At 60.0% G+C, this 20,517-nt stretch carries 18 protein-coding genes; 15 read left to right on the forward strand and 3 right to left on the reverse strand.

The annotated features are described in order from the left end of the window. Positions 1-69 precede the first annotated feature (69 nt). Positions 70-3,708 (reverse strand): DUF1553 domain-containing protein, encoded by a 3,639-nt coding sequence (locus BGE01nite_RS02265; RefSeq protein WP_218032876.1) that lies wholly within the window; start codon positions 3,706-3,708, stop codon positions 70-72. Positions 3,709-3,993: 285 nt separating this feature from the next. Here BGE01nite_RS02265 and BGE01nite_RS02275 point away from each other — a divergent pair, with 285 nt between their 5' ends. Both BGE01nite_RS02275 and BGE01nite_RS02280 read left to right on the forward strand, forming a co-directional pair. Further along, positions 3,994-5,283, forward strand: a complete 1,290-nt coding sequence (locus tag BGE01nite_RS02275) for a phospholipase D-like domain-containing protein (RefSeq protein ID WP_170266532.1) — start codon at positions 3,994-3,996, stop codon at positions 5,281-5,283. Between the two features lie 257 nt (positions 5,284-5,540). Continuing rightward, positions 5,541-6,104, forward strand: coding sequence for a hypothetical protein (locus BGE01nite_RS02280; RefSeq protein WP_146848639.1), 564 nt, complete (start codon positions 5,541-5,543; stop codon positions 6,102-6,104). Here BGE01nite_RS02280 and BGE01nite_RS02285 read toward each other — a convergent pair. Then, positions 6,085-8,199: a M3 family metallopeptidase gene (locus tag BGE01nite_RS02285; RefSeq protein WP_146848640.1), complete on the reverse strand. Its 2,115-nt coding sequence runs from the start codon at positions 8,197-8,199 to the stop codon at positions 6,085-6,087. The genes BGE01nite_RS02280 and BGE01nite_RS02285 overlap by 20 nt on opposite strands. A gap of 209 nt (positions 8,200-8,408) precedes the next feature. On the opposite strand from BGE01nite_RS02285, the gene BGE01nite_RS02290 reads away from it, so the two are divergent. From BGE01nite_RS02290 to BGE01nite_RS02350, 13 genes are all read left to right on the forward strand, one after another. After that, a complete protein-coding gene (locus BGE01nite_RS02290) occupies positions 8,409-10,184 on the forward strand; it encodes a GspE/PulE family protein (RefSeq protein WP_246145647.1) in 1,776 nt (591 codons plus the stop codon). 16 nt (positions 10,185-10,200) lie between these two features. Further along, positions 10,201-11,445, forward strand: a complete 1,245-nt coding sequence (locus BGE01nite_RS02295; RefSeq protein ID WP_146848641.1) for a type II secretion system F family protein — start codon at positions 10,201-10,203, stop codon at positions 11,443-11,445. Between the two features lie 36 nt (positions 11,446-11,481). Then, positions 11,482-11,961: a type II secretion system major pseudopilin GspG gene (gene gspG / locus BGE01nite_RS02300; protein ID WP_146848642.1), complete on the forward strand. Its 480-nt coding sequence runs from the start codon at positions 11,482-11,484 to the stop codon at positions 11,959-11,961. Positions 11,962-12,010: 49 nt separating this feature from the next. Continuing rightward, positions 12,011-12,484, forward strand: a complete 474-nt coding sequence (locus BGE01nite_RS02305) for a hypothetical protein (RefSeq protein WP_146848643.1) — start codon at positions 12,011-12,013, stop codon at positions 12,482-12,484. A gap of 1 nt (position 12,485) precedes the next feature. Next, a complete protein-coding gene (locus BGE01nite_RS02310; RefSeq protein ID WP_170266533.1) occupies positions 12,486-12,920 on the forward strand; it encodes a PulJ/GspJ family protein in 435 nt (144 codons plus the stop codon). Next, positions 12,895-13,677, forward strand: coding sequence for a type IV pilus modification PilV family protein (locus BGE01nite_RS02315; RefSeq protein WP_146848645.1), 783 nt, complete (start codon positions 12,895-12,897; stop codon positions 13,675-13,677). The genes BGE01nite_RS02310 and BGE01nite_RS02315 overlap by 26 nt, the downstream gene beginning before the upstream one ends. 4 nt (positions 13,678-13,681) lie before the next feature. Then, positions 13,682-14,620, forward strand: a complete 939-nt coding sequence (locus BGE01nite_RS02320) for a type II secretion system minor pseudopilin (protein WP_146848646.1) — start codon at positions 13,682-13,684, stop codon at positions 14,618-14,620. Then, positions 14,604-15,824 (forward strand): hypothetical protein, encoded by a 1,221-nt coding sequence (locus BGE01nite_RS02325; protein ID WP_146848647.1) that lies wholly within the window; start codon positions 14,604-14,606, stop codon positions 15,822-15,824. The genes BGE01nite_RS02320 and BGE01nite_RS02325 overlap by 17 nt, the downstream gene beginning before the upstream one ends. Next, positions 15,821-16,408 (forward strand): hypothetical protein, encoded by a 588-nt coding sequence (locus BGE01nite_RS02330; protein ID WP_146848648.1) that lies wholly within the window; start codon positions 15,821-15,823, stop codon positions 16,406-16,408. The genes BGE01nite_RS02325 and BGE01nite_RS02330 overlap by 4 nt, the downstream gene beginning before the upstream one ends. Continuing rightward, on the forward strand, positions 16,405-17,043 hold the full coding sequence (locus tag BGE01nite_RS02335; RefSeq protein WP_146848649.1) for a hypothetical protein: 639 nt from the start codon (positions 16,405-16,407) through the stop codon (positions 17,041-17,043). The genes BGE01nite_RS02330 and BGE01nite_RS02335 overlap by 4 nt, the downstream gene beginning before the upstream one ends. Positions 17,044-17,117: 74 nt before the next feature. Continuing rightward, positions 17,118-17,516, forward strand: a complete 399-nt coding sequence (locus BGE01nite_RS02340) for a DUF3307 domain-containing protein (protein ID WP_146848650.1) — start codon at positions 17,118-17,120, stop codon at positions 17,514-17,516. A gap of 8 nt (positions 17,517-17,524) precedes the next feature. Beyond that, the gene (locus tag BGE01nite_RS02345) at positions 17,525-18,256 is read left to right on the forward strand and encodes an RluA family pseudouridine synthase (RefSeq protein WP_146848651.1); all 732 of its coding nucleotides are present in this window, start codon (positions 17,525-17,527) and stop codon (positions 18,254-18,256) included. Between the two features lie 219 nt (positions 18,257-18,475). Continuing rightward, positions 18,476-19,960, forward strand: coding sequence for a DUF1501 domain-containing protein (locus BGE01nite_RS02350; protein WP_146848652.1), 1,485 nt, complete (start codon positions 18,476-18,478; stop codon positions 19,958-19,960). Positions 19,961-19,985: 25 nt separating this feature from the next. Here the strand turns inward: BGE01nite_RS02350 and BGE01nite_RS02355 are convergent, their stop codons facing one another. Beyond that, entirely contained in the window at positions 19,986-20,438 is a 453-nt protein-coding gene (locus BGE01nite_RS02355; RefSeq protein ID WP_146848653.1) for a DUF5069 domain-containing protein, read from the reverse strand. Positions 20,439-20,517 lie beyond the last annotated feature (79 nt).

The following is a 20,517-nucleotide window of genomic DNA, read 5'->3' on the forward strand; positions in this document are numbered from 1 at the left end:
TAAAAAAGGGCGAGGCGGTATGAACCGGCCTCGCCCTGGGTATTCCGGGGGGGGGATTGAAGGAGCTGATTACGGGCTGAAGGCCCACTCGGGGGCGTTCAGGATGGCCCAGAGCACGTCTTCCATGCGGCCGCGCCATTGGGCGTTCAGCTTCTGGGTCGGAGGCTCGCCACGGCGGGAGGCTTTCTCCTGCTCCAGACGCACGGTGGTAGCTTCGCCATCTAGATGGTTAGACCAGCTCACGTATTTTTCCGGGGCGCGGGTGGTAGGTACGGAGGCATTGATCTCGGACGCTGGGATGATACGATGCTCAAAGCCTTCACTGAGATGCTTGGTGTAGAGTTCGCGCTCCTGGGCGGTGGGCTTGCGGGTGAGCAGTTTCAAGAAGAGCTGGTCAAGGAAGGCGTCGAATGACTGCTCTTGAAGGGCAAGCTGCGTGATGCCGTGGTCATCGCTCATGCGAGTGAGCCAGACGCCGACGGTGCCATTGCTGAGGATGGCAGGCTGAAGCACGTTCGGATCGTTGTCGCGCTTGCTGATCGGATCCTGCCGGGAACCGCGCCAGCCGAAGGCGCCGAGCACGTCCGTCACGGCCTGGATGCGTGGAAGAGCGAGGCTGGGGCGGTCGCGCTCATTGCTGGTGCTGGTGAGCATCCAGGAGCGGTAAGGCTTGCCGAGCGTGATGCTGTTCTTCAGGTCGCGCTGGTTGTCGATGTCCAGGCAGACTTCCTCGGTGCGGAAGGGCTTGCCAGTGGCGGCGAAGAGGCTGTCCACGATCTGCTCGGCATAAAGACGGCGCGGGGCAGGGGAGGTGTAGAGCGGGCTGGTCTGCTTCAGCGTGCTGTCGGTGGAGCGCTGATAGGCCTGGCTGTTCAGAATGAGACGTGCCAGGGCCTTCACATCATAACCACTGCTCACCAGCTGACGGCCAAGCCACTTCACCAGCTCTGGATGCGTGGGCTTGCCCTTCTCCCAGTCTTCCACAGGCTCCACGATGCCGCGGCCCATGAAGCGTGCCCACACGCGGTTCGCGATGACCTGGGCAAAACGCTCGTTCTGCGGTGCGGTGATCATTGCAGCGAGCACATCGCGGCTGTCTTTGGAGTCTTCCGCGAGCGCAGCGGCGGATTCATCGCAGAATTCGACGAAGGGCCACTTCGGCTGCACCTTGGTGCCGGGCTGGAGGGTGACCTGGATCAGAGGTTTGCGGCCACCAGCATGGATCTTGTCCATCGGCACGCTGCTGGTCTTGGGTACAGCGATCTCCTTCTGGCCGAGCATGGCGGCGAGCTCAAAGAGATCCTGCTGCAGCGACTTATGAGTCGGTGAGTCATGGCAGCGGGCGCACTTCATCTCCACACCGAGGAAGGCGGTGCTGACGATGGTGCCCTTGGCAGCCATGGGCACGTCATTCTGTGAGGCGAGGCCGAAACCTGCGGGGCCACCGAGACGCTCGCTTCCCTTCATGCGCAGAAGCTCGGTCACGAAGAGGTCCATGGGCTTGTTGTCCTTCAAAGATTCATAGATCCACCAGCGAAAGGGGCCGGTGTTGTTCAGCGTGGGATTGAGCATGTTCGGATTTTCCGCCAGCACATCCTGCCAGTAGCCCATCCAGTTGTCCGCCCAGCGTGAGTCAGCGAGCAGGCGATCAATAGCAGCCTTGCGATCCGGGTTCTTCTGGAAGGCTTCGATCTCCTCCAGAGAAGGCACCACGCCGAGGGTATCGAGAGTCGCACGACGCAGGAAGGTGAGGTCATCCGTCAACGGGGTGAGCGTGAGATGATCCGCCTGGATCTCGGGCCAGTTGGCACCTTCTTTGACCCAAGTCGTGAGCAAGGTGATCTCATCTTTGGTTAGTGGTTTGCCCTTCGGAGGCATGATGGAGTCTTCATCATCCGTCATGATCCGGGCGATGAGGGCGCTGTGGTCCGGCTTGCCAGGATCGATGGCCGCGCCATCGGATTTGCCGCCTTTCAGTGCATCCGCGAAGGAGTCGAGACGCAGGCCGCCTTTGGCCTTGGTCCCGCGATGGCACTCCGTGCACTTGGCTTCGAGGAGAGGCTGGATCTGCTTAAAATAGTCCACGCTGCCCTTCTTCGCGCTCTGGGCGCTGACACTGGCAATCTTCGCGCCGATGAAGCGGTCGATCTCATTGTTCACCGGGAAATCGGCGGCGACTTCTGGCACGGCCATAGGCTCGGCCTTGGCCAGCCATGTCTTGGCGGCTTCGCGGCGCTTGTTCCAATAGGTGTTAGACTTCGCACGCAGCTCGGCTCGCTTTTTGATGTTCATCGCCTCATAGACAGGAGCGCGCTCTTTCTCATAGGCAGCCCAGCCAGCATCATTGTAGGCCACTTCACGTTTGCCGGGAGTGATGAGGCTCCAGGTCTCCGTGCCTTCTTTCGACCAGGCGACGACGGTTTCACCAAGCTCCGGACGGCGCACGCTTTTGCCGGTGTAGCTGCCCACGAGGGTCTCGAGCACGATGAACTGCGGCTTGCCGGTGCCTTCGATCTCGCACCACGATTCGCGGTTGCCGGGAGGCGCGAAACGGAAATCAGGGCCGAGGTCGAGGTAACCTTTCTGATCGGCCACGAGGTGGTGACCATCACTGTCATTCGGCGGGAAAGGCGTGTTCAGGATGGTCTTGCCATCGATGTAGAGGTTCGTGGCTCCGCGAGCACGCAGCAGGAGGCGGTGCTTGCCTTTCGGGAAGGTCACGCTGGCGGCGGCGCGCAGCAGGAAGGGCACATGACGCTCACCACGGATGCCCGTCTCCACATACTTCTGCGGCACGTCAAAGAAGCCGAAGACGTCTTCGGTGTAGGTTTCAGCGACCTTGGGATCTTCGCTCGGCCAGGAGTTTGCATCCGGCATGCCTTCCTCGGCCAATTGCACCAGCACTCGACCCGCTGGCACCTGCTTCTTGGTGATGGCAGGTGGCGGCGGCACAAAGCGATAGGCGGATTTCAGCGCTTCGACATCGATGGGGCCGCGGTAGATCGTGAGATCATCGACCCAGCCATTGAGGGAATGCGAGGCGGCCAGCGTGGAGCCGGTGCCGATCATCACCGCATCACCATCTGTCACGGGCGCGCGATCCGTCTCGCCGCCCATATCCCAGGTGCCGTCGGTTTCAGTGCCATCAATGTAGCCCTTGATGCTTTTGGCCTTACCAAAAGTGTAGGTGACGGCGACGTGATGCCAGCCTGCCGTCGGCACCGTGCTCTTCGACCACCAGCGATGCCAGTCACCCTTCTTGCCGGGGACATCCGCGCTATGGAAGAGGAAGCCGATCTGCGCGCCCGCTTTGTCGCCCTGCAGACGGAAGGCGTAGTTCTGATTGTTCTGACCAAACTCCTTCGTGCCCAGACGGCCTTTGCCGATGATGTAAGGCGCGCCGGAGACGCTGCCTGCCTTCACCCATGCCTCGATCGTGATGGTCTCATTCAGGCCAAAGCGGAGTTCTTCCTTGTCGTCGATCTTGAGGAAGGATTTTTTGCCATCGCCCGTGAAGCGCATGGCCGTGTTCTCCTTGGCAAAGCCCGGAAAGGTCGGCGCACGCGGTCCTGGTTCCTTGGCATCATCGAACTTCCACTGAATGACCGGCGTGGCCACGGGCTTGTCCGTGACATCATTGCCCCCGCTGTCATTCTGGGCGGGGGCGAGGGTGGTGAGGAGGAGAAAAGGGAGGACGGAACGCGTCATGCTCCTATCAACGACGATCCAGGACTTCTTTCAGCATTCCGGACACCCCACTTTGGTGAGGGGCTCGTCGTGGGCGCGCTTGCGAGAGTGGTGAGGTTTGGAAACGAACCATCGGGGCCTGTGAGGGCGGACAAGGCCAAACCGCGTGCCTTAGTCGATATATTGTAGATGTCTGCTGGCAGCCCATCCACCAAGCGACCCCGCCCCAAGAAACGGACGCAGACAGCGGAGAAGAGGGGGCATGTGGGGAAGACCGGAACTCGGAAAGAGAGATATTTTAGCTTTTTGTCGCGGAAAGTCGGCCCACTGACTGTCCGGGGATGGGCGGAGACGCTGGCGCTGGTGGCTGCCGGGCTGGTGATCTACAATATCCTGTTTGTCCGTCGCGAGGTCATTGAATACAGGCCACCTCATTCCTTCAGCGTGAGGTCACCGGAGTTTTTCGGCTCTGCCCATGCTTCGGCCGATCCGCTGCCGATCGTCGGCAACAAGATCACCATCCTGCACAACGGGGTCGGGACCTTTCCAGTGATGCTGCAGGCGATTCGAGAGGCGAAAAAGACGGTCAACTTTGAGGCGTTTCTTTTTCATTCCGGCGAGGTGGCTGATGGGTTCATCAACGCCTTTTGTGAGCGCGCGCAAAGCGGGGTGGAGGTGCGGGTGTTGCTAGACGGTATTGGATCTGGTACCGCTTTAAAGAATTCGGATGTGAAACGGTTGGAGGATGCGGGCTGCAAGTTTGCTTATTACCACCCCACCCGGGCACTGAGGGTCGACCGCATCAACCGCCGCACGCACCGCCGCATCCTGGTGGTGGACGGCCGCGAGGCCTTCACCGGCGGAATCGGCTTTGCGGATGAATGGCGCGGCAACGCGGAGGATAAAGATCACTGGCGCGATATTCACGCCAAGATTGAAGGTCCTGTCGTGGCCAAATTTCAAAGTGCCTTTCAGCAACATTGGTTGGGCGAGACTCAGGAGATACTCACAGGCAGTGCGCACTTTCCTGTGCTGGCCGATGCTGGCAACCTGAGAACGCAGGTGACGACTTCTGATGAGTTTACCGTCGCGGCCATTCCGCTGATTCAGGCTATCGCCATTGCCGCTGCAGAGAAGACCATCTACATCACCAACCCTTACTGCACGCTGACTGCGGGTCAGGTGGAACTGCTGACGGATGCCGTGAAACGTGGGGTCGATGTGCAACTACTGCTGCCCGGTCCCCACAATGACCAGCCGATGACGAAATCCGCAGGCAGGGGAGAATATGAGGAGCTGCTCCAAGGCGGGGTTAAAATCTCTGAATACAAGCCCACGATGATCCACTCCAAAACGATGGTGGTGGACGGAATGTTTTCCATCCTTGGAACATCCAATCTCGATGCCCGGTCCGCGCAGATTAATGATGAGATTGATCTCAGCATCTATGACGAAGGCTTCGGCAGCGAGATGGACAAGATCTTCCTGCGCGATTTGGAACACGCCAAGCCGTACACGGAAGCAGACTTCAAGAAGCGGCCGCTGAAAGAGCGGGTCGGCGAGTGGATGGCAAGGCCCTTCCGCTCCCAGCTTTGAATGGGGAGGTTTGCTTCTGGAGGGGACTGTACTGCGAAGCCTTCCCTGGCATCGAATAATCAGATCATTCGCAGATCCTCATGACAAGTCTGGGGGCAGGCAAGGAGGAGATCCGGTTGTGCCAGCTTGACCTCATTTGGCATTCCTGGTGAACTCCAGGGATGACGAGGGCTCGAAATCTAATTCGTTGGCTGGGCAAAAGCGTTGCGGTGCTTTGTTTGACCGGCTTGCTTTGTTGTCTCTCAGCTCTCGTCATCATGATGAGTGATGTGGCGCTCGATACTAGAGGTCTGATTGAGTCCCTGGGATGGACGGTTCCATCCGAGGGCTTGGGCCACTACCTGCTCTCCGCTGTGGATGTCGTTTACTTTGTCACGGGTTTTTACTGCTATATCCTGAGCGGAGGCGTTTTCGTCATCTATCTTCTTTGTCGATATGTGGGTGGACTCCCTTTCACGATCATGACTTCTCGGTGGGCTGGGGTTGCTGGCATTGTCCTTGGGTGGAGCCTCTTCATGAGTCCAGTCTCCTTTTGGCAAAGCGACCTGTCGAGGGCACTACCTCACCCCATGGTTTTGAGTTCCACGGTGGCCTTGATTTTCACATTGATCCGGCCTGGTTATACACTGGCGGTGCATTCGGCTTTGAATGGATATTATGTTATCAACTTTGCCCTTGGGAGCATCCATCATGGCATTGCCAGCATCGGCTATGGCGCTTTGGGTTTCCTTGCGATGGCAATCCCATTGATCGGATTTATTTGGGAGAAGCAGAGTCGTAAAGTGAGTTCGGTCACGACATTCACCCCAATCCCGCCCTAACCAGCAACGCCATCGGCTCGGGGTCGCGGCCCATGAAGTCGCGGAAGAGTTTGGCGGGGTCTTCGCTGTTGCCTTTGCTCAGGATTTTTTCGCGGAAGTCGCGGCCGACTTTGTTGTTCAGGACGCCTTCTTTCTGGAAGCGGGTGAAGGCGTCGGCATCGAGCACCTCGGCCCATTTGTAGCTGTAGTAGCCGGCGGCGTAACCGACGGGGCTGCTGAAGAGATGACCGAAGCGGCGGGCCATGCTGGGGTTCTCGGTCTTCAGCGGCATGAGGTAGTCTCCCACGATCTGGCGGCTGAGCTGGTCAAGGTCCGCACCCTCGGTGGTGGCGTGGCGGATGTGCAGCTCGAGGTCGAGCTTGCCAAAGCTGAGCTGGCGCATGATGTCGCTGGCGCTGCGATAGTTTTTGGCGGCGATGACCTTTTTGAAAAGCTTGGCAGGGATGGCCTCGCCGGTCTCGTGATGGCGGGCGAAGAGGTCCAGGCTCTCGCGCTCCCAGCAGAAGTTTTCCATGATCTGGGAGGGCAGCTCCACGAAGTCCCAATAAACGCTAACGCCATTGAGGGAGGGGATTTCGACATTGCCGCAGAGCTGGTGCAGCAGGTGGCCGAACTCATGGAAGACGGTGCAGACCTCGTCATGGGTGAGCAGGGCGGCCTTGCCATCCACGGGAGGGGTCATGTTGCCACAGATCAAGCCCAGATGCAGGCGGCGGTCGCGCTCGCCATAGGGCGGGGCTCCCATGTGGAGGTAGTTCATCCAGGCACCGCCACGCTTGGAGTCACGCGGATGCCAGTCGGCGTAGAAGGAGCCGATGTGGACATTCTTTTCGTTATGCACCTCGTAGAACTTCACTTCGGGATGCCAGACCTCGACCGGGCCTTCCTGCGTGGAGCGGGTGGAGGCCGTGCTGGGCTGGCCCACAGGCACGAAGATGGTGGGGCGCTGGGTGATGCGGAGGTCGAAGACCTTCTCCGCGAGATCAAACATGCCTTTCAAGACCTGGTTGAGAGGGAAGTAGGGGCGCAGTTCCTCTTCATCGAAATCATACTCGGTCTTCCGCTGTCTCTCAGACCAGAAAGCGACTTCCCAAGGCTGCAGGAGATCTGGTGTTTGCGCGGCGTGATCGGCCTTGTATTCTTGAAGCTGGATGGTCTCGCGCTGGAAGGCGGAGGCAATCTTGGCGTGGAGGTTTTCAATGAAAGCCAGGGCTGTGGCACCATTTTTGGCCATGCGCTGCTGGAGCACGAGATCGGCGAAGTCCTTTTTGCCTAACAATTGAGCCTTCTCATGGCGCAGGCGCAGGATCTTCCAGACGAGCTGGGTGTTATCCCACTTCTCGGAGCGACCAATGTTCGTGGTGCCTTCCCAGACGGTGCGGCGGAGGTTTTCGTCCTCGGCATATTCCATGACCGGGATCATGGAGGGGGCCTTCAGGGTAAAGCGATACTGCGGCTCCTCAGGGGTGCCGAGTCCCTTTGCGGCGGCATCGGCGCGGGCAGCATCGATGGCTGACTGCGGCAGGCCCTGGAGGCGCGCTGGATCCGTGATGATGAGCTCCCAGGCATTCGTGGAGTCGAGGACGTTCTCCGAATACTTCTGCGTGGTCTGGGAGAGCTCGGACTCGAGCTCTTCGAGGCGCTTCTTTTTATCTGGAGGCAGATCAGCACCGGCCTGACGGAAGCTTTCCATGGTCTCGTCCAGGGCGCGCTTCTTGACGGGCGGGAGGTCGCGGGCTTCCTGGGTCTTGCTGTAGGTTTCCAGCAGATCCCAGAGATGGTCATTGAGGGGGATCTTGGCAAAGAAGGAGCTGACCTGCGGCAGCATGGCGTGATGCGCCTCACGCAGGGAGGGGGAATTGCACAGGGAATCCAGATGCGTCACCAGACCCCAGCTTTCATTCAGAGGGCGGGTGGCCTCGTCCAGGCCGAGCACCACGCTGTCAAAGTTCATCTTGCCGCGGTCCTGCTCGCTCACCCGATTGATCGCGGCTTCGGCGGCCTGCAGGGCCTGGCCGATGTCTGCCTGGATATGAATGGGATCGAGCGTGGACCAGCGAACGTGGAAATCCTGGGTGAGGAAAGGGGATGCCATGGGTGGGGGAGAGGCGGACCGCGAGTATGACGGCGGCGGGGCGGGAGGCAAGGGAGGGAATGGCCGAAGCGGCAGGAATGCCAAGGAAGGCAGTCTCAAGCCTGATTTTAAGCCTGTATAAAAGGTTTAGATATATTTAAGACTTGCTATTTCTATGATAATCCATAATTTCCATCAAAAGAAATACACCCGTTGTCTGTGTTCTGTCCATGATGCCTTTGATCCAAAATCTGCTCGCTGAAGCTGGCTGCGCTGATCACCCGCAGGTCGCTGAGGCTGTGGAGCAGGCCTGCTATGACCAGACCTCCTTTATCGAGGCGGTGCTGGAGTGTGAAGGCGTGCGCGAACGTGACTTCCTCATGGCCGTGGCTCACACGCTGAGCCTGCCATGGTGGGAAGGCAGTGCTGACAAGCCAGTGGAGCAGTCTCTGCGCCGTCATCTCCCTGCGGAGATCGCGCTGCGTCATCGCATTCTGCCCGTGAGATTTGAAGAGGCAGATCCGGAATCGAATGATCTCAATGCGGGACCGTTTCTGCACCTCGCGACCTTTGATCCGCTGAACCTGGTGACGCATCAGCGTGTGGCCTCCAGTGTGCCGCATACTATCATCTGGCATGTGGGCCAGCGCACACGCATCGCGGAAGGTTTGCAGAAGCTCTATGGCCTCGGTGCGGATACTTTTGAGAAGATCCTGCGTGGTCGTGCTGACTGGGGCAGCGAGGAACTCGGTGATGAAGTGACCGTGCTGGATGCTCCTGAGGATGAGGAAGCCAGCGTGGTGCGCTTTGTGAACCAGATCCTGCGTCGTGGCCTGGAACAGCGTGCGACCGACATTCATGTGGAGCCGCAGCAGGACCGCCTGCGCATTCGCTACCGCATTGATGGTCGCCTCGAAGAACTGGCGGTGCCGGAGAACATCAAATCACTTCAGTCCAGCGTGATTGCGCGCCTCAAGATCATGGCGCGCCTGGACATCGCTGAGAAGCGCCTGCCGCAGGATGGTCGTATCAATCTCGAGCTCGATGGCCTGCCCATCGACGTGCGTGTGGCCACCATCCCGAGTGTGGAAGGCGAGAGCATCAGCCTCCGTCTTCTGGCGCAGCAAGCGGTGACCATCGACCGCCTCGGCATGACGGACAATGTGCGTCCGATCGTCGATGAACTTTTGAAGCTGCCCAACGGAATCATCCTCATCACGGGTCCAACAGGTAGTGGTAAGAGCACCACTCTTTACGCTTATCTCACGGAACTGAATCAGGCGCATCGCCGCATCGTGACCATCGAAGATCCGGTGGAGTACAAGATGCCCGGCATTGTGCAGATCGCCGTGAAGCCGGAGATCGGCCTGACCTTTGCCACCGGCCTGCGCAGCATTCTCCGCGGTGACCCGAATGTCGTGATGATCGGGGAAATGCGCGACCTGGAAACGACTGAGATCGCCATCCGAGCGGCGCTCACAGGTCACCTGGTGCTGAGCACCCTGCATACGAATGACGCTATCGGCGGCATCACACGACTCGTGGACATGGGTGTGGAGCCCTTCCTCGTCTCCAGCGCTGTCCGAGCCTTCTTTGCGCAACGTCTGGTTAGGAAACTCTGCCCGCTGTGCAAGCTGCCTGCCGAGGTGGAGGATGATTATCTGCAAAGCATCAACTTCCCGCAGGGACTGCCGGGCCGTATCATGCGCGCCAATGGCTGCGAGGCCTGCCGTGGCAGCGGTTATCAGGGACGTCTCTCCATCTATGAGGTGGTGCTGGTCACACATGCTCTCCAGCACTTGGTCAATACCCGTGCGCATCCCGCTGAACTTCACAAGCAGGCGATGCAGGACGGCTTCATCCCGATGCGCGGCTACGGCTTCCAGAAGGTGCTCTCCGGAGATACGACCATCGAGGAAGTGCTCAGCGTCACCGCCATGGACCGGAAGGCTGACGATGTGGTGCCTGCACGTGCCGTGACCGTTCCGCTCAAACATGCCGCCTAACATTCTTTTCTGAGTCATGCCCACCTTCGCCTACAGCGCCCATAGCCCCACCGGTGTCATCACCGGTGAGCTGAGTGCTGCGGATCGCGCCGAGGCCATGAGCCTGCTGAGCAAGAAGCGTCTCAGCCCTTTCCGCCTGGAGCAATCCGGAGCCGCTGGCGTGGCCGTGAAAGCTGCGGCCAAGGCGCGTGTGGAGGCTGCTGCCAATCCTGTGGGACCCATCAAGCTGAAGAATCAGCAGATACTGATGTTCACGGAAGAGCTTTCAGACCTGCTCAGCGCGGGGATCCAGCTCGAGCCAGCGCTCGCCACCATGGAGCGTCGCCGTGAGCTTTCCGGTGTGAAGACGCTGGCCACAGCCCTGCGCACGAAGGTGCGTGATGGACTGCCTTTCTCCAAAGCCATCGCGGCCACGAGCCCGAGCTTCGGTGGTCTCTACTGCGCGCTTGCGAATGCTGGCGAGGCCAGCGGAAGCCTGCCTGCCATCTTGAAGCGTCAGGTGGATTATCTGCGCTCCATCGCCGCACTGCGTAGCAAGGTGCTCTTTGCGCTCATCTATCCTTCCTTCCTCGTCACAGCGGCCATCGCAGTGACGCTGTTGTTTGTGGTGTATCTCATCCCGCAGCTCATGGAGCTGATGGATAGCACGGGTGGCACTCTGCCAGTCGCGGCGCAGATGATCCTGAAGCTCAGTGACCTGCTGAAGAGCACCTGGTGGATGATCCTCATGGCGATTGTTGCCCTCATCATCGTCGCCAAGGCGATCCTGAAGCGTCCAGAATCCCAGATTCCATGGGCTCGCTTCAAGCTGCGTCTGCCGCTCTTTGGTGATGTGCTGCGCACTCGCTTCTTTGTGCAGATGCTGGAGACCATGGCCAACCTTTTGGGCAACGGCCTGCCAATGGTTCATGCGATGCAGCTCACGCAGCAGGCGATCGAGAACCCGCACTTCAAACGCGAGTTCGACGGTGTGATGACTCTCGTGGCCGAAGGCATGAGCCTTTCACGTGCGCTTGATCGCAGCGGTCTCTTTCCGCCGCTCCTGCTCGACATGGTGAACGTGGGCGAGCAGACCGGTGACATGTCCGCTGCTCTCGCGAAGGCAGCCGAGCGCTTTGATCGCGATCTCAGCAAGAAGATCGAAAAGCTCACTGCGCTGGCCCAACCAGCGATTGTTTTCCTCATGGCCGGCCTTGTCGGCACCATGGCCTACCTCATGATGACCGCGATCTTCCAGACCATCGGCAACATCAGCAAGTAGCCACACCCTTTCTCCAACAGCCAAACACACACCTCCATGAAACATACGACACTGAACAAGACATCGAAGAAGGGTCTTCATACTCTTCGCTCTTTGCCTTATGCACACCGCTCCAGCGGCTTCACCCTCGTCGAGATCATGCTCGTCCTCGGCATCATCGCGCTGCTCGTCGGTGCGGGCATCTACTCGCTGGGTGATGTCACCAGTTCCGGCAAGCGCACACGTGCCAAGGCGGATCTCAACACGCTCACGGCAGCTCTGCGCGGCTACGAAGTGGACAACACTTTCCTGCCGACCACCGAGCAAGGTTTGATGGCTCTCGTCACGAAGCCTGCCTCACGTCCCGCCCCCCAAAACTGGACGAACAAGCTCAAGAAGCCTCTCCTCGATTCCTGGGGCAACCCCTACCACTACCGCCGTCCAGGCTCGAAGGACAAAGGCGGCTTCGATGTCTACTCATCGGGTCCTGATGGCCAGCCTGACACGGGTGATGACATCGGGAATTGGGACCTTTGATCGCTTCGCTGAATGACGAAGGCCGAAGCACGAATGACGAACCTCAGAAATGAAGATTAGCGACAGCACGAAGATCTGGACTCCCACGACTCATCTGAGCCGTGGGCGTTCTGGTTTCACGCTGGTTGAGATCTGCATTGCCATGGGCTTGTGCATGCTGCTGCTGGGCATTGCCACACTGTCCGTGACGGGCATGCAGGATCAGGCGCGGCTCAAGCGCACCGCCGCTGAGATCGAGATGACGGTCCGCCAGACGCTTCAAGAGGCCGTGATGAGCCAACGCCTGATCGAGCTTGCCCTGGATGGCGGCCTCGGTGGTGAGGAAGGTGGTCGTGTGCAGATCAAGCGTGTGGGCGACAAGTCCTTTCGCAATGCCAAGCGTGGTGAGGTCTGGGAGTTCAGCCCCACCGGCATCTGCGAGCCGATCGAGGTTCGCCTAACAAGTTCCAGCGGAACCATTGAGCTAGGGTTTGACCCTCTCACGGGATGCGCTGTCCGCCGCAGTGTCATTGTGAATGGATGATATGAAAACACGTCTTCCATTCTCCAACTTCGGACGCGACGCAGCGCGTCCCTACCGGGGCTTCGCCCTTTTGGAGATCCTCATGGCGATGGCACTCTTCAGCATGGTTGCCGTCGGCATGACGAAGGCGTTGGACCAGATCGCGCGGACCACGAAGAGCTCGCGTCAGGAGGCTCAGGTGCTGCGTGTGCTGGAGTCCGTGCTCGCTGAAGTCTCGCATCAGCCGGAGTTGAAGCCCGGCTCCGTTTCTTTTCCCAAGACGGGCGATGGCATCGACGCCAGCGCCAGCATCGAGAAGGTCCGCCTGTTCACGCAGGAGAAGACCGAGCTCGACAAAATGTTCCGAATCCGTGCCGAGGCATGGCTGGCGGATGGCACCAAGCACAGTCTGAAACGCCAGATGGAAACCTATGTTTACTCACCCGCCAGCCCTTAGCCAGGCGCAGGTGAGACACCTGCGTTCCCATAACTCCGGATTCACCCTCATCGAGGTCCTCCTCGCCATGGGCCTGATTGGCTTGATCATCGGCGGCATCTACTCGCTGGCCAACGGAGCCATCCAGCTCGGCACTTCCATGAACCAGGCGCGCATTTCTGAAACCCGCCTGACCAACTTTACGACCGCGTGGCGTGACTATCTCGAGAACCTGCCTCCAGGCATCCGCTTCAACTGCGGTCTGGAAAAAGCCAAGCGCGGTGCGGGTGGCAATCTGCTCATCGAGGGAGGGCAGGTGCCCTTCGTTTGGACTCAGCGAGTGAGACTGGCGGATGCCGTGGAGTTTGCCCTCGTGCGTGGTGCCGAGAAAGGCGCACTCGACCTGCATGTCCGCCACCTCAAGTGTCTCGAGAAACCCACGGCCATGGATGCCTACTCGCAGCTCGCCGAGCTACCTTTGCTCACCGGACTCAAGGAGTTCCGCTGGGAGTTCTATGATGTCGAAAAGAAGCGTTGGTTCACCACCTGGAACGCCGACAAGCGCCCGCAGCCACCGCTTTTCATGCGCCTTCACTTCCAGTTCCTCAAAGACCCGCGTGAGTATGAGTTCACCTATTGGATTGCAAATGATCTCGTGCCGAGAACAGCGGGCTTAAACCCCAATGGCCAGTCACCAATGACGCTTCGGCACTTCAGCGTGCCTCTCATGCCCTTTGGTCATTCATTCGTCATTCGTTTTTCGGATTTCGTCATTTAATCCCATGCGTCTCCACTCCACTATCAACCACTATCGCCGGGGCTCTGCGCTCATCGCGGTGTTCTGGATGATCGCGGTCATGGGCATGGTGGTGCTGGCGGGCGCGAAGGCTCTGCATGCGGACACGAAGGCGACTCGTGAGCTGCGCGGCCGCACCTTTGCAAAACGTCTCGCGCAGATGGGACTCGAGGTGGCCAGGCATCCAGCCATCCAGATGGATGATGGCCTGTTGCACTACACGACTCCTGAAGGCGGTGGCTATGATGTCAAGCTCACCACCGAGGAAGCCCGCCTCAACATCAATGTGCTCGTGGGCAGTGGCGACAAGGTTTTGCTGCCTCGTTTGTTCGGCGCCTGGGGCCTGAAGCCCGAGCAGAGCACGGCCTTGATCGATGCCTTGCGTGACTGGATCGATGAGGATGACAAGCTCAGCATGAAGGGCGCGGAGAAGCGTGACTATCAAAAGGCCGGCTTTGAAGGGCTGCCGTATAACAAACCTTTCCGCGAGGTGGAGGAGATGCTCATGGTGCGTGGCATGAACCAGGTCAATGAGCTGCGTCCTGACTGGCGCGAGTGGTTCACCGTCATGGGTGATGGACGCGTGGATGTGAATGAAGCGCGTGCTGAATTGATCGCGCTCATTGCCAATGTTCCGGTCGAGCGTGTCACACCTCTTTTGACCCTGCGTGCAGGCAAGGACGGTGCCTTGCACACGCGTGATGACAACCGCCTCACTTCCCCCATGCAGGTCGCACAGCTCCTCGGCGTCTATCAGCCGCAGACTGTGGAGATGCTGACCCGCATCATCCAATTTGCCGGGCCGATCAAGCGTCTGGAGAGCACAGGCCACTTTGGTGACATCCGTCGCCGCCTCGTGCTGATCGTGCAGAACCAACAAGCCATCTGGCGCGGCGAACTTCCCATCCATGGCACGAAATCGTAAACCCACCCATGACCTCCTGCTGCCAGGAGCCGACGGCTGGTCCCGCTGGACCGGCACGGAAGGCTCTGCCTGCGAGCATGCGGCCAGCTTTGGCGAGAGCGCCGGAATCTTCGCCAAAGAGGCGCATCGTCGTGTGCTGGCCCTGCCGGCCTCCCATGCCTGGGTGCTGCCCGCCTGGCTGCATGGCCAGCCTGAGCATTTGCGCGACATGGCCATGCTTCATCTCGAGCGCATGGGCGTGCGTGTGACGGATCCAGATCACGGCCTGCAAGTGCGCCGCATCCAGGAAAAGGACGGCGCGCATCTCGCCTGCATCCTCGCGCTGAAGGACCAAGCAGCTCCGCTGGGCGATACAGCACGTCTTCCTGATGAGGTGATGCTCAGCGCGCAGTGCCGCGAGCTCCCAGCGGACAGCATCATCATCCAGCGTGAGATGAGCCGCCTCATCGTCACCATCACGCATGGCACAGACATCATTTACTGCAGCCCTCTGTCCGCGCATCGGCTGGATGAGCTGGCGCTGGGTGAGCTTAACCATCTTTGTGTTCAACTCGGCTTCCAGCGCGTGCTCGGCAGCGTGCAAGGCATTGTGCTTTGGCTGGAAGAGGAGGGTGACCTTGCGCAGATCGAGCGTGTCACGGGCCTGTCTGCTTCTCGCGAGCCTGCTCCTGCGCCTCGTCTGCCTGAGAAAGGCACCAGCACACTGCTGCCTGCGGACATCATGGCGGCCCGCCATCGCCAGCAGGCTAGTGCTCGCACACGTGTCATGGCCTTGACCGTCGGCCTCGCTCTCGCGGCCTGTTTGGCCGTCATGATGGTGCTCATCAGCACCGCCACACGTGAGCGTGACATGCTGCTGGAGAAGATCGCCGATCTCACGCCGCAGGCCTCCCAGGTGCTGGATCAAAAGAAGGCCTGGATCGAAGCCGCTCCCGCTGTTGATCCCAGCATGAACCCTATGCAGGTGCTGCTAGATTGCATGAGCCCGGCCTCCAGCATCGAAGTCGGCATGACGAACTTCGAGTGGACTCCGAAGACACTCGTCCTCCGTGGCCGCACGGCCATGCCTTCGCTGGCGCTTCAATACACGAAAGAGATCACCGAGGTCGAGGCACTCAGCCGCTACACCTTTGACGTCCCGGCGCCGCAGATCGCCAGTGATAGCAGCGCCACCTTTGAACTGAAAGGAGAGATCGAGCCATGAAGAAGAGTGAAAAGATCCTTCTAACCATCTTTGGTGTGATGTTCCTCGTCATCATCGGCGGTGGAGCCGTGGCCATGGGCATGAAGCACTACCTCGCCATCCGTGAGGAGAACGAAACCCTGAGCGGCCGCATCATCGAGATGAACGAGGCCATCGCCCAAGGCTCTGAATGGCAACGCCGTCACGACTGGCTGGACAAGCAGGTGCCCGGCTTCAGCTCACGTCAGGACGCCTCCGTGAAGCTGCTCGAAGTCATCCAGCGTGAGGCGGACAAGCTCTCCCTCGCTCTCGCAGGCAAAGAATTCCTCGAGCCCGTGAAGACCATGGGCCCCGATGGACTGCCCCTGGAGGAAGAGGGTGGTTACTTCGATCAGGCCACCGTCAAAGTCACGCTTACCAAGGTGAAGGAGCAGGCTTTCTTCACCTGGCTGCACTCCATGCAGACACCGGACTCCTTCCTCGGCATCACCCGCCTTCAGATCTCACCAGGGGGCGAGGGCAAGACCATCAACGTCGAGGCTGAGGTGACCCAGTTCTATCGCGAGAAAGCCTCCGCCAAACTCTCCAAGGCCAGCACACCATGAAGACACACTCTGTTTTGCCTATCCAAATGTATGTTTGTGCTCTTGCCTGCAGTGCGGTGCTTGCGCTGGGCTCCACCGCCTTTGCCGCTGAGCCGCCACCCGTGGCTTTCCCAGACGTGCAGCACTATGCAGCCTTGTGGGAAAGGTCCGTCTTCACCACGAAGGACCTGCCATCACCTGATGCGCCCACGGGTCCCATCTTTAGCGACAATCTAGGCCTCTCCGGCATGTATGAGGTGGACGGTCAGGTCGTGGCCGTGCTCATCGACCGCACCACCAGCCAGTACACGGAAGCCCGCATCGGCAGCGAGAACGAGCAGGGGATCAAGATCCGCAAAGTGCACCCGGGTGCCACCATGGACAAAACTCGAGTCCAGCTGCAGAAGGGCGATATCGCCGGTTGGGTGACCTTCGGTGATCCCGGCGCTCCACCGCCGACAGAGCAGGCTCCGGCGTCCGCGCCTCAGCAGGTCCAGGCTGCCCAGCCCGCGCATGCACCGGCCGCTACGCCCTTGCTGCCGCCTCCCGCTCCTTCGGGCATCCCGGGCATTCACGTGGCCCCCACTCCACCGCCAAACATCTCCATCCCGGTCGTTCCGGCTGGAAATGACGACGTGCCGCTGCCTCCCCCTTGATCCGTTGGAGAGATGATCAAGGCCTGAATTTCAAGTTGCGAGCTAGGGCAGGGGAGCGGAGTTTGAGGCTTCGCATGTCCGGACTTCTGGATCTCCCACCCCATCACCTACTGGCTGCCTTTCAGGCATTCTTCGCCTTGTCCATCGGACATGCGTTGATGGATTTCCCTCTTCAGGGGGAATACATCGCCACGGGCAAAAACTGGCGCCTGCTGAAAAAGCTCGCGGACCCCGCACGTCCGCCTGCCATTTGGATCTGGTGCATGGCCGCGCATTGCTTCATGCATGGCGGTGCCGTGTGGGTCATCACCGGTTCCTTCCTCCTCGGCTTGGTGGAGTTCACCATCCACTGGATCATCGATGTCGCGAAGTGCAGCGGCCGCACCTCCTTCCATCAGGACCAGTCCATGCACTACCTGTGCAAAGCGGCCTACTCCTCCGCACTCTACTTCGGCTGGCAGGCTCCGTTTTGAGCAAGGCAATGGCCGACGTGATCACCCAGTGTCCGGTCCTTCATCGGGACCGTTTCATCATCGTGATCAACAAGCCTGCCGGGGTCCTCTCGCATCCAAATTCCGCGCGCATCGATCCCAAGCACACGGCTGCTTTCGAAGGCCGCTACGATCTCGACCGCCGCTGCTTCGAAGGCCCCGCTGGCAAGGTCTGGCTCATCCATCGTCTCGACCAAGACACCTCCGGTGCGCTGCTCGCCGCTCTGGATGAAAAGACCGCCGACCGCTGCCGCGCTCTCTTTGAGGAAGGGACCATCCAAAAGCATTACCTCGCCCTCGTCCGTGGCTCGCCAGCGCCTCAGGGCACCTGGCTGGACCACCTTGCCACCAGTCGCGGAGGCGGCGGCGTCCGCACCCAGGTCGTCAAAGGCCGCCCGCCGAATGCCGAGCTCAGCTACCAGGTCAAAGCGCACAGTGCTGAGCACCGCCTCAGCTTACTCGACATCGCCCTCATCACCGGCAAGACGCACCAGATCCGCGTCCAGGCCACCTCCCGCCAGCACCCCCTCGCGGGTGATGACGTCTATGGCGACTTCTCCCTAAACAAGCGCCTCCGCCAGTCCCTTGGCCTCCGCCGCCTCGCTCTCCACGCCCACCGCCTCGAATTCAAGCACCCCGCCTCAGGGTATAAGACGGTCATCGATGCGCCGGTGCCGGAAGACCTTTCGGCGGCTTTCAAGGTGTTGGGGTTTGGCGGGTGAAAAAGTTCGGAGTGCTGAGGTCGGAGTCCGGAGTTACGAAGAGGGTGCCTTGTGGGTGGTTTCGGATCTGATTGGGTAGAGTGAAGCGATGAAGGCCTAGAGGCATCGTTCGTTCCTCGAGGCCGAATGCCTCACTCCGAACTCCGCCCTCAGCACTCCGAACTCCCAATCGTGGAACCCCGCAAAGTCCGGCACCCAGTCTACGTTACTCTTCCCCGCATGTCCCCCCTCCTCGACTTCCACCTCCAGCAGACCCGCCGCCAGTTCTTCGGCCATACCGGCCTGCGTGCGGGCAGCATCGCGCTGGCTTCGATGTTGGGTCGCGACCTCGCGGGTGCCGCCGCTTCACCAGGATCATCAAGCGCCGCAGGTCAGGTGCATCCGCCGCTTCCCGGCCTCCCGCATTTCGCCCCAAGGGCAAAGCGCCTCATCTACCTGCACATGAATGGCGCCCCGTCCCAGCTCGACCTCTGGGATCACAAGCCCGGCCTCCAGGCCTACTTTGATAAAGACCTTCCCGAAAGCGTCCGCAATGGCCAGCGCATCACCACCATGACCAGCGGTCAGGCGCGCCTCCCCGTCGCCCCGTCCATGTTCAAGTTCCAGCAGTATGGCCAGAGCGGCATGTGGGCCAGCGAGCTGCTCAAGCACACCTCCAAGGTGGTCGATGACATCGCCCTTGTCCGCAGTGTCCACACCACCGCCATCAATCACGACCCCGCCTGCACCTTCGTCATGACGGGCAACGAGGTCCCCGGCAAGGCCAGCATCGGCTCCTGGCTCGCCTACGGCCTCGGCAGCGAGAGCAATGACCTCCCCTCCTTCGTCGTCTTCACCCCCACCTTTCCCGCCGCCAGCCAGGCCCAGGCCCTCTTCACCCGCATGTGGAGCAGCGGCTTCCTCCCCAGCAAGCACACCGGCGTCGCCTTGAGAGGGCAGGGGGACCCCGTCCTCTTTGTCAAAAATCCCCACGGTGTGGATTCCACCGACCGCCGCACCATGCTCAATGCACTGAATAAGCTCAACGAGATCAACCACGCCCGCATTGGCGATCCCGAGATCCAGACCCGCATCTCGAACTACGAGATGGCCTTCCGCATGCAGACCAGCGTCCCTGAGCTCACCGATCTCAGCAAGGAGTCCCAGGCCACGCTGGACATGTATGGCCCGGACGTCCAGCGCCCCGGCAGCTTCACTCACAGCGCCCTCCTCGCCCGACGCCTTATCGAGCGCGGCACCCGCGTCGTCCAGATCCTCCACCGCGGCTGGGACCAGCATAACAACCTCCCCAAACTCCTCCGCGGCCAGATCGAGGACACTGACCAGGCCACCGCCGCCCTCATCATGGACCTCAAGCAGCGCGGCCTCCTCCAGGACACCCTCGTCGTTTGGGGCGGCGAGTTCGGCCGCACCGTCTACTCCCAGGGCACCTTGACCAAGGACAACTACGGCCGCGACCATCACCCGCGAAACTTCTGCATGTGGATGGCCGGCGGCGGCGTCAAAGGCGGCACCGTTTACGGCGAGACCGACGACTTCAGCTACAACATCGCCAAGGACCCCGTCCACATCAACGACCTGAACGCCACCATCCTGCACCTCATGGGCATCGACCACAGCCGGTTCAGCTTCAAGTTCCAAGGCCTCGACCAGCGCCTCACCGGCGTGGAGGAGCATCACGTGGTGAAGAACCTGCTCGCGTAGGTATCACAGGAGGAAGGGCAAGTTGTCACTTCCACGCATCCCGCCACATGTCCGGATACCACCGCCCTTCATCCATCTCGATGAGGTCGAAGTCGGTGAGCACCGTACCATTATCTGGCAGGCCATACTCCTTGATCATCTCGGGGATGAACTCGTCCGTTTCATCGTCGTGCCAGCCACGCTTGCTCATGAAACTGTTGTAGATCAAAATTTGTTCGGCATTCAGCGTGCGGCCGTTGGCGTGACACCAGTCCAGCACTTCTTCATTCGTCTTGCCGGAAATCACCTGCGCCTTCACATCCTCATAGCTGACATCGAGATAGCGGCAGGTCCGTCCATCGAAGCCTTTGCCGAGCATGTCATGATAGTCGTCCGGCATCAGCCCCTGCGAATGCAGGCGGATCTTGGAGCACATGCGGGCAAAGTAAAACATGCCGCGGGTCTTTTCAAAACAGCCTTGAATGCCAGGGATCTTCATAAGGTTGGATGAGGTTTTTGTCTCGTCACCATGCGACTCCACCTGGCCGCGTCAACGGTCACCATGGTCAGTCTCGTTC

The sequence above is a fragment of the Prosthecobacter gellanilyticus genome (assembly GCF_007992435.1).
Taxonomy (GTDB): domain Bacteria; phylum Verrucomicrobiota; class Verrucomicrobiia; order Verrucomicrobiales; family Verrucomicrobiaceae; genus Prosthecobacter; species Prosthecobacter gellanilyticus.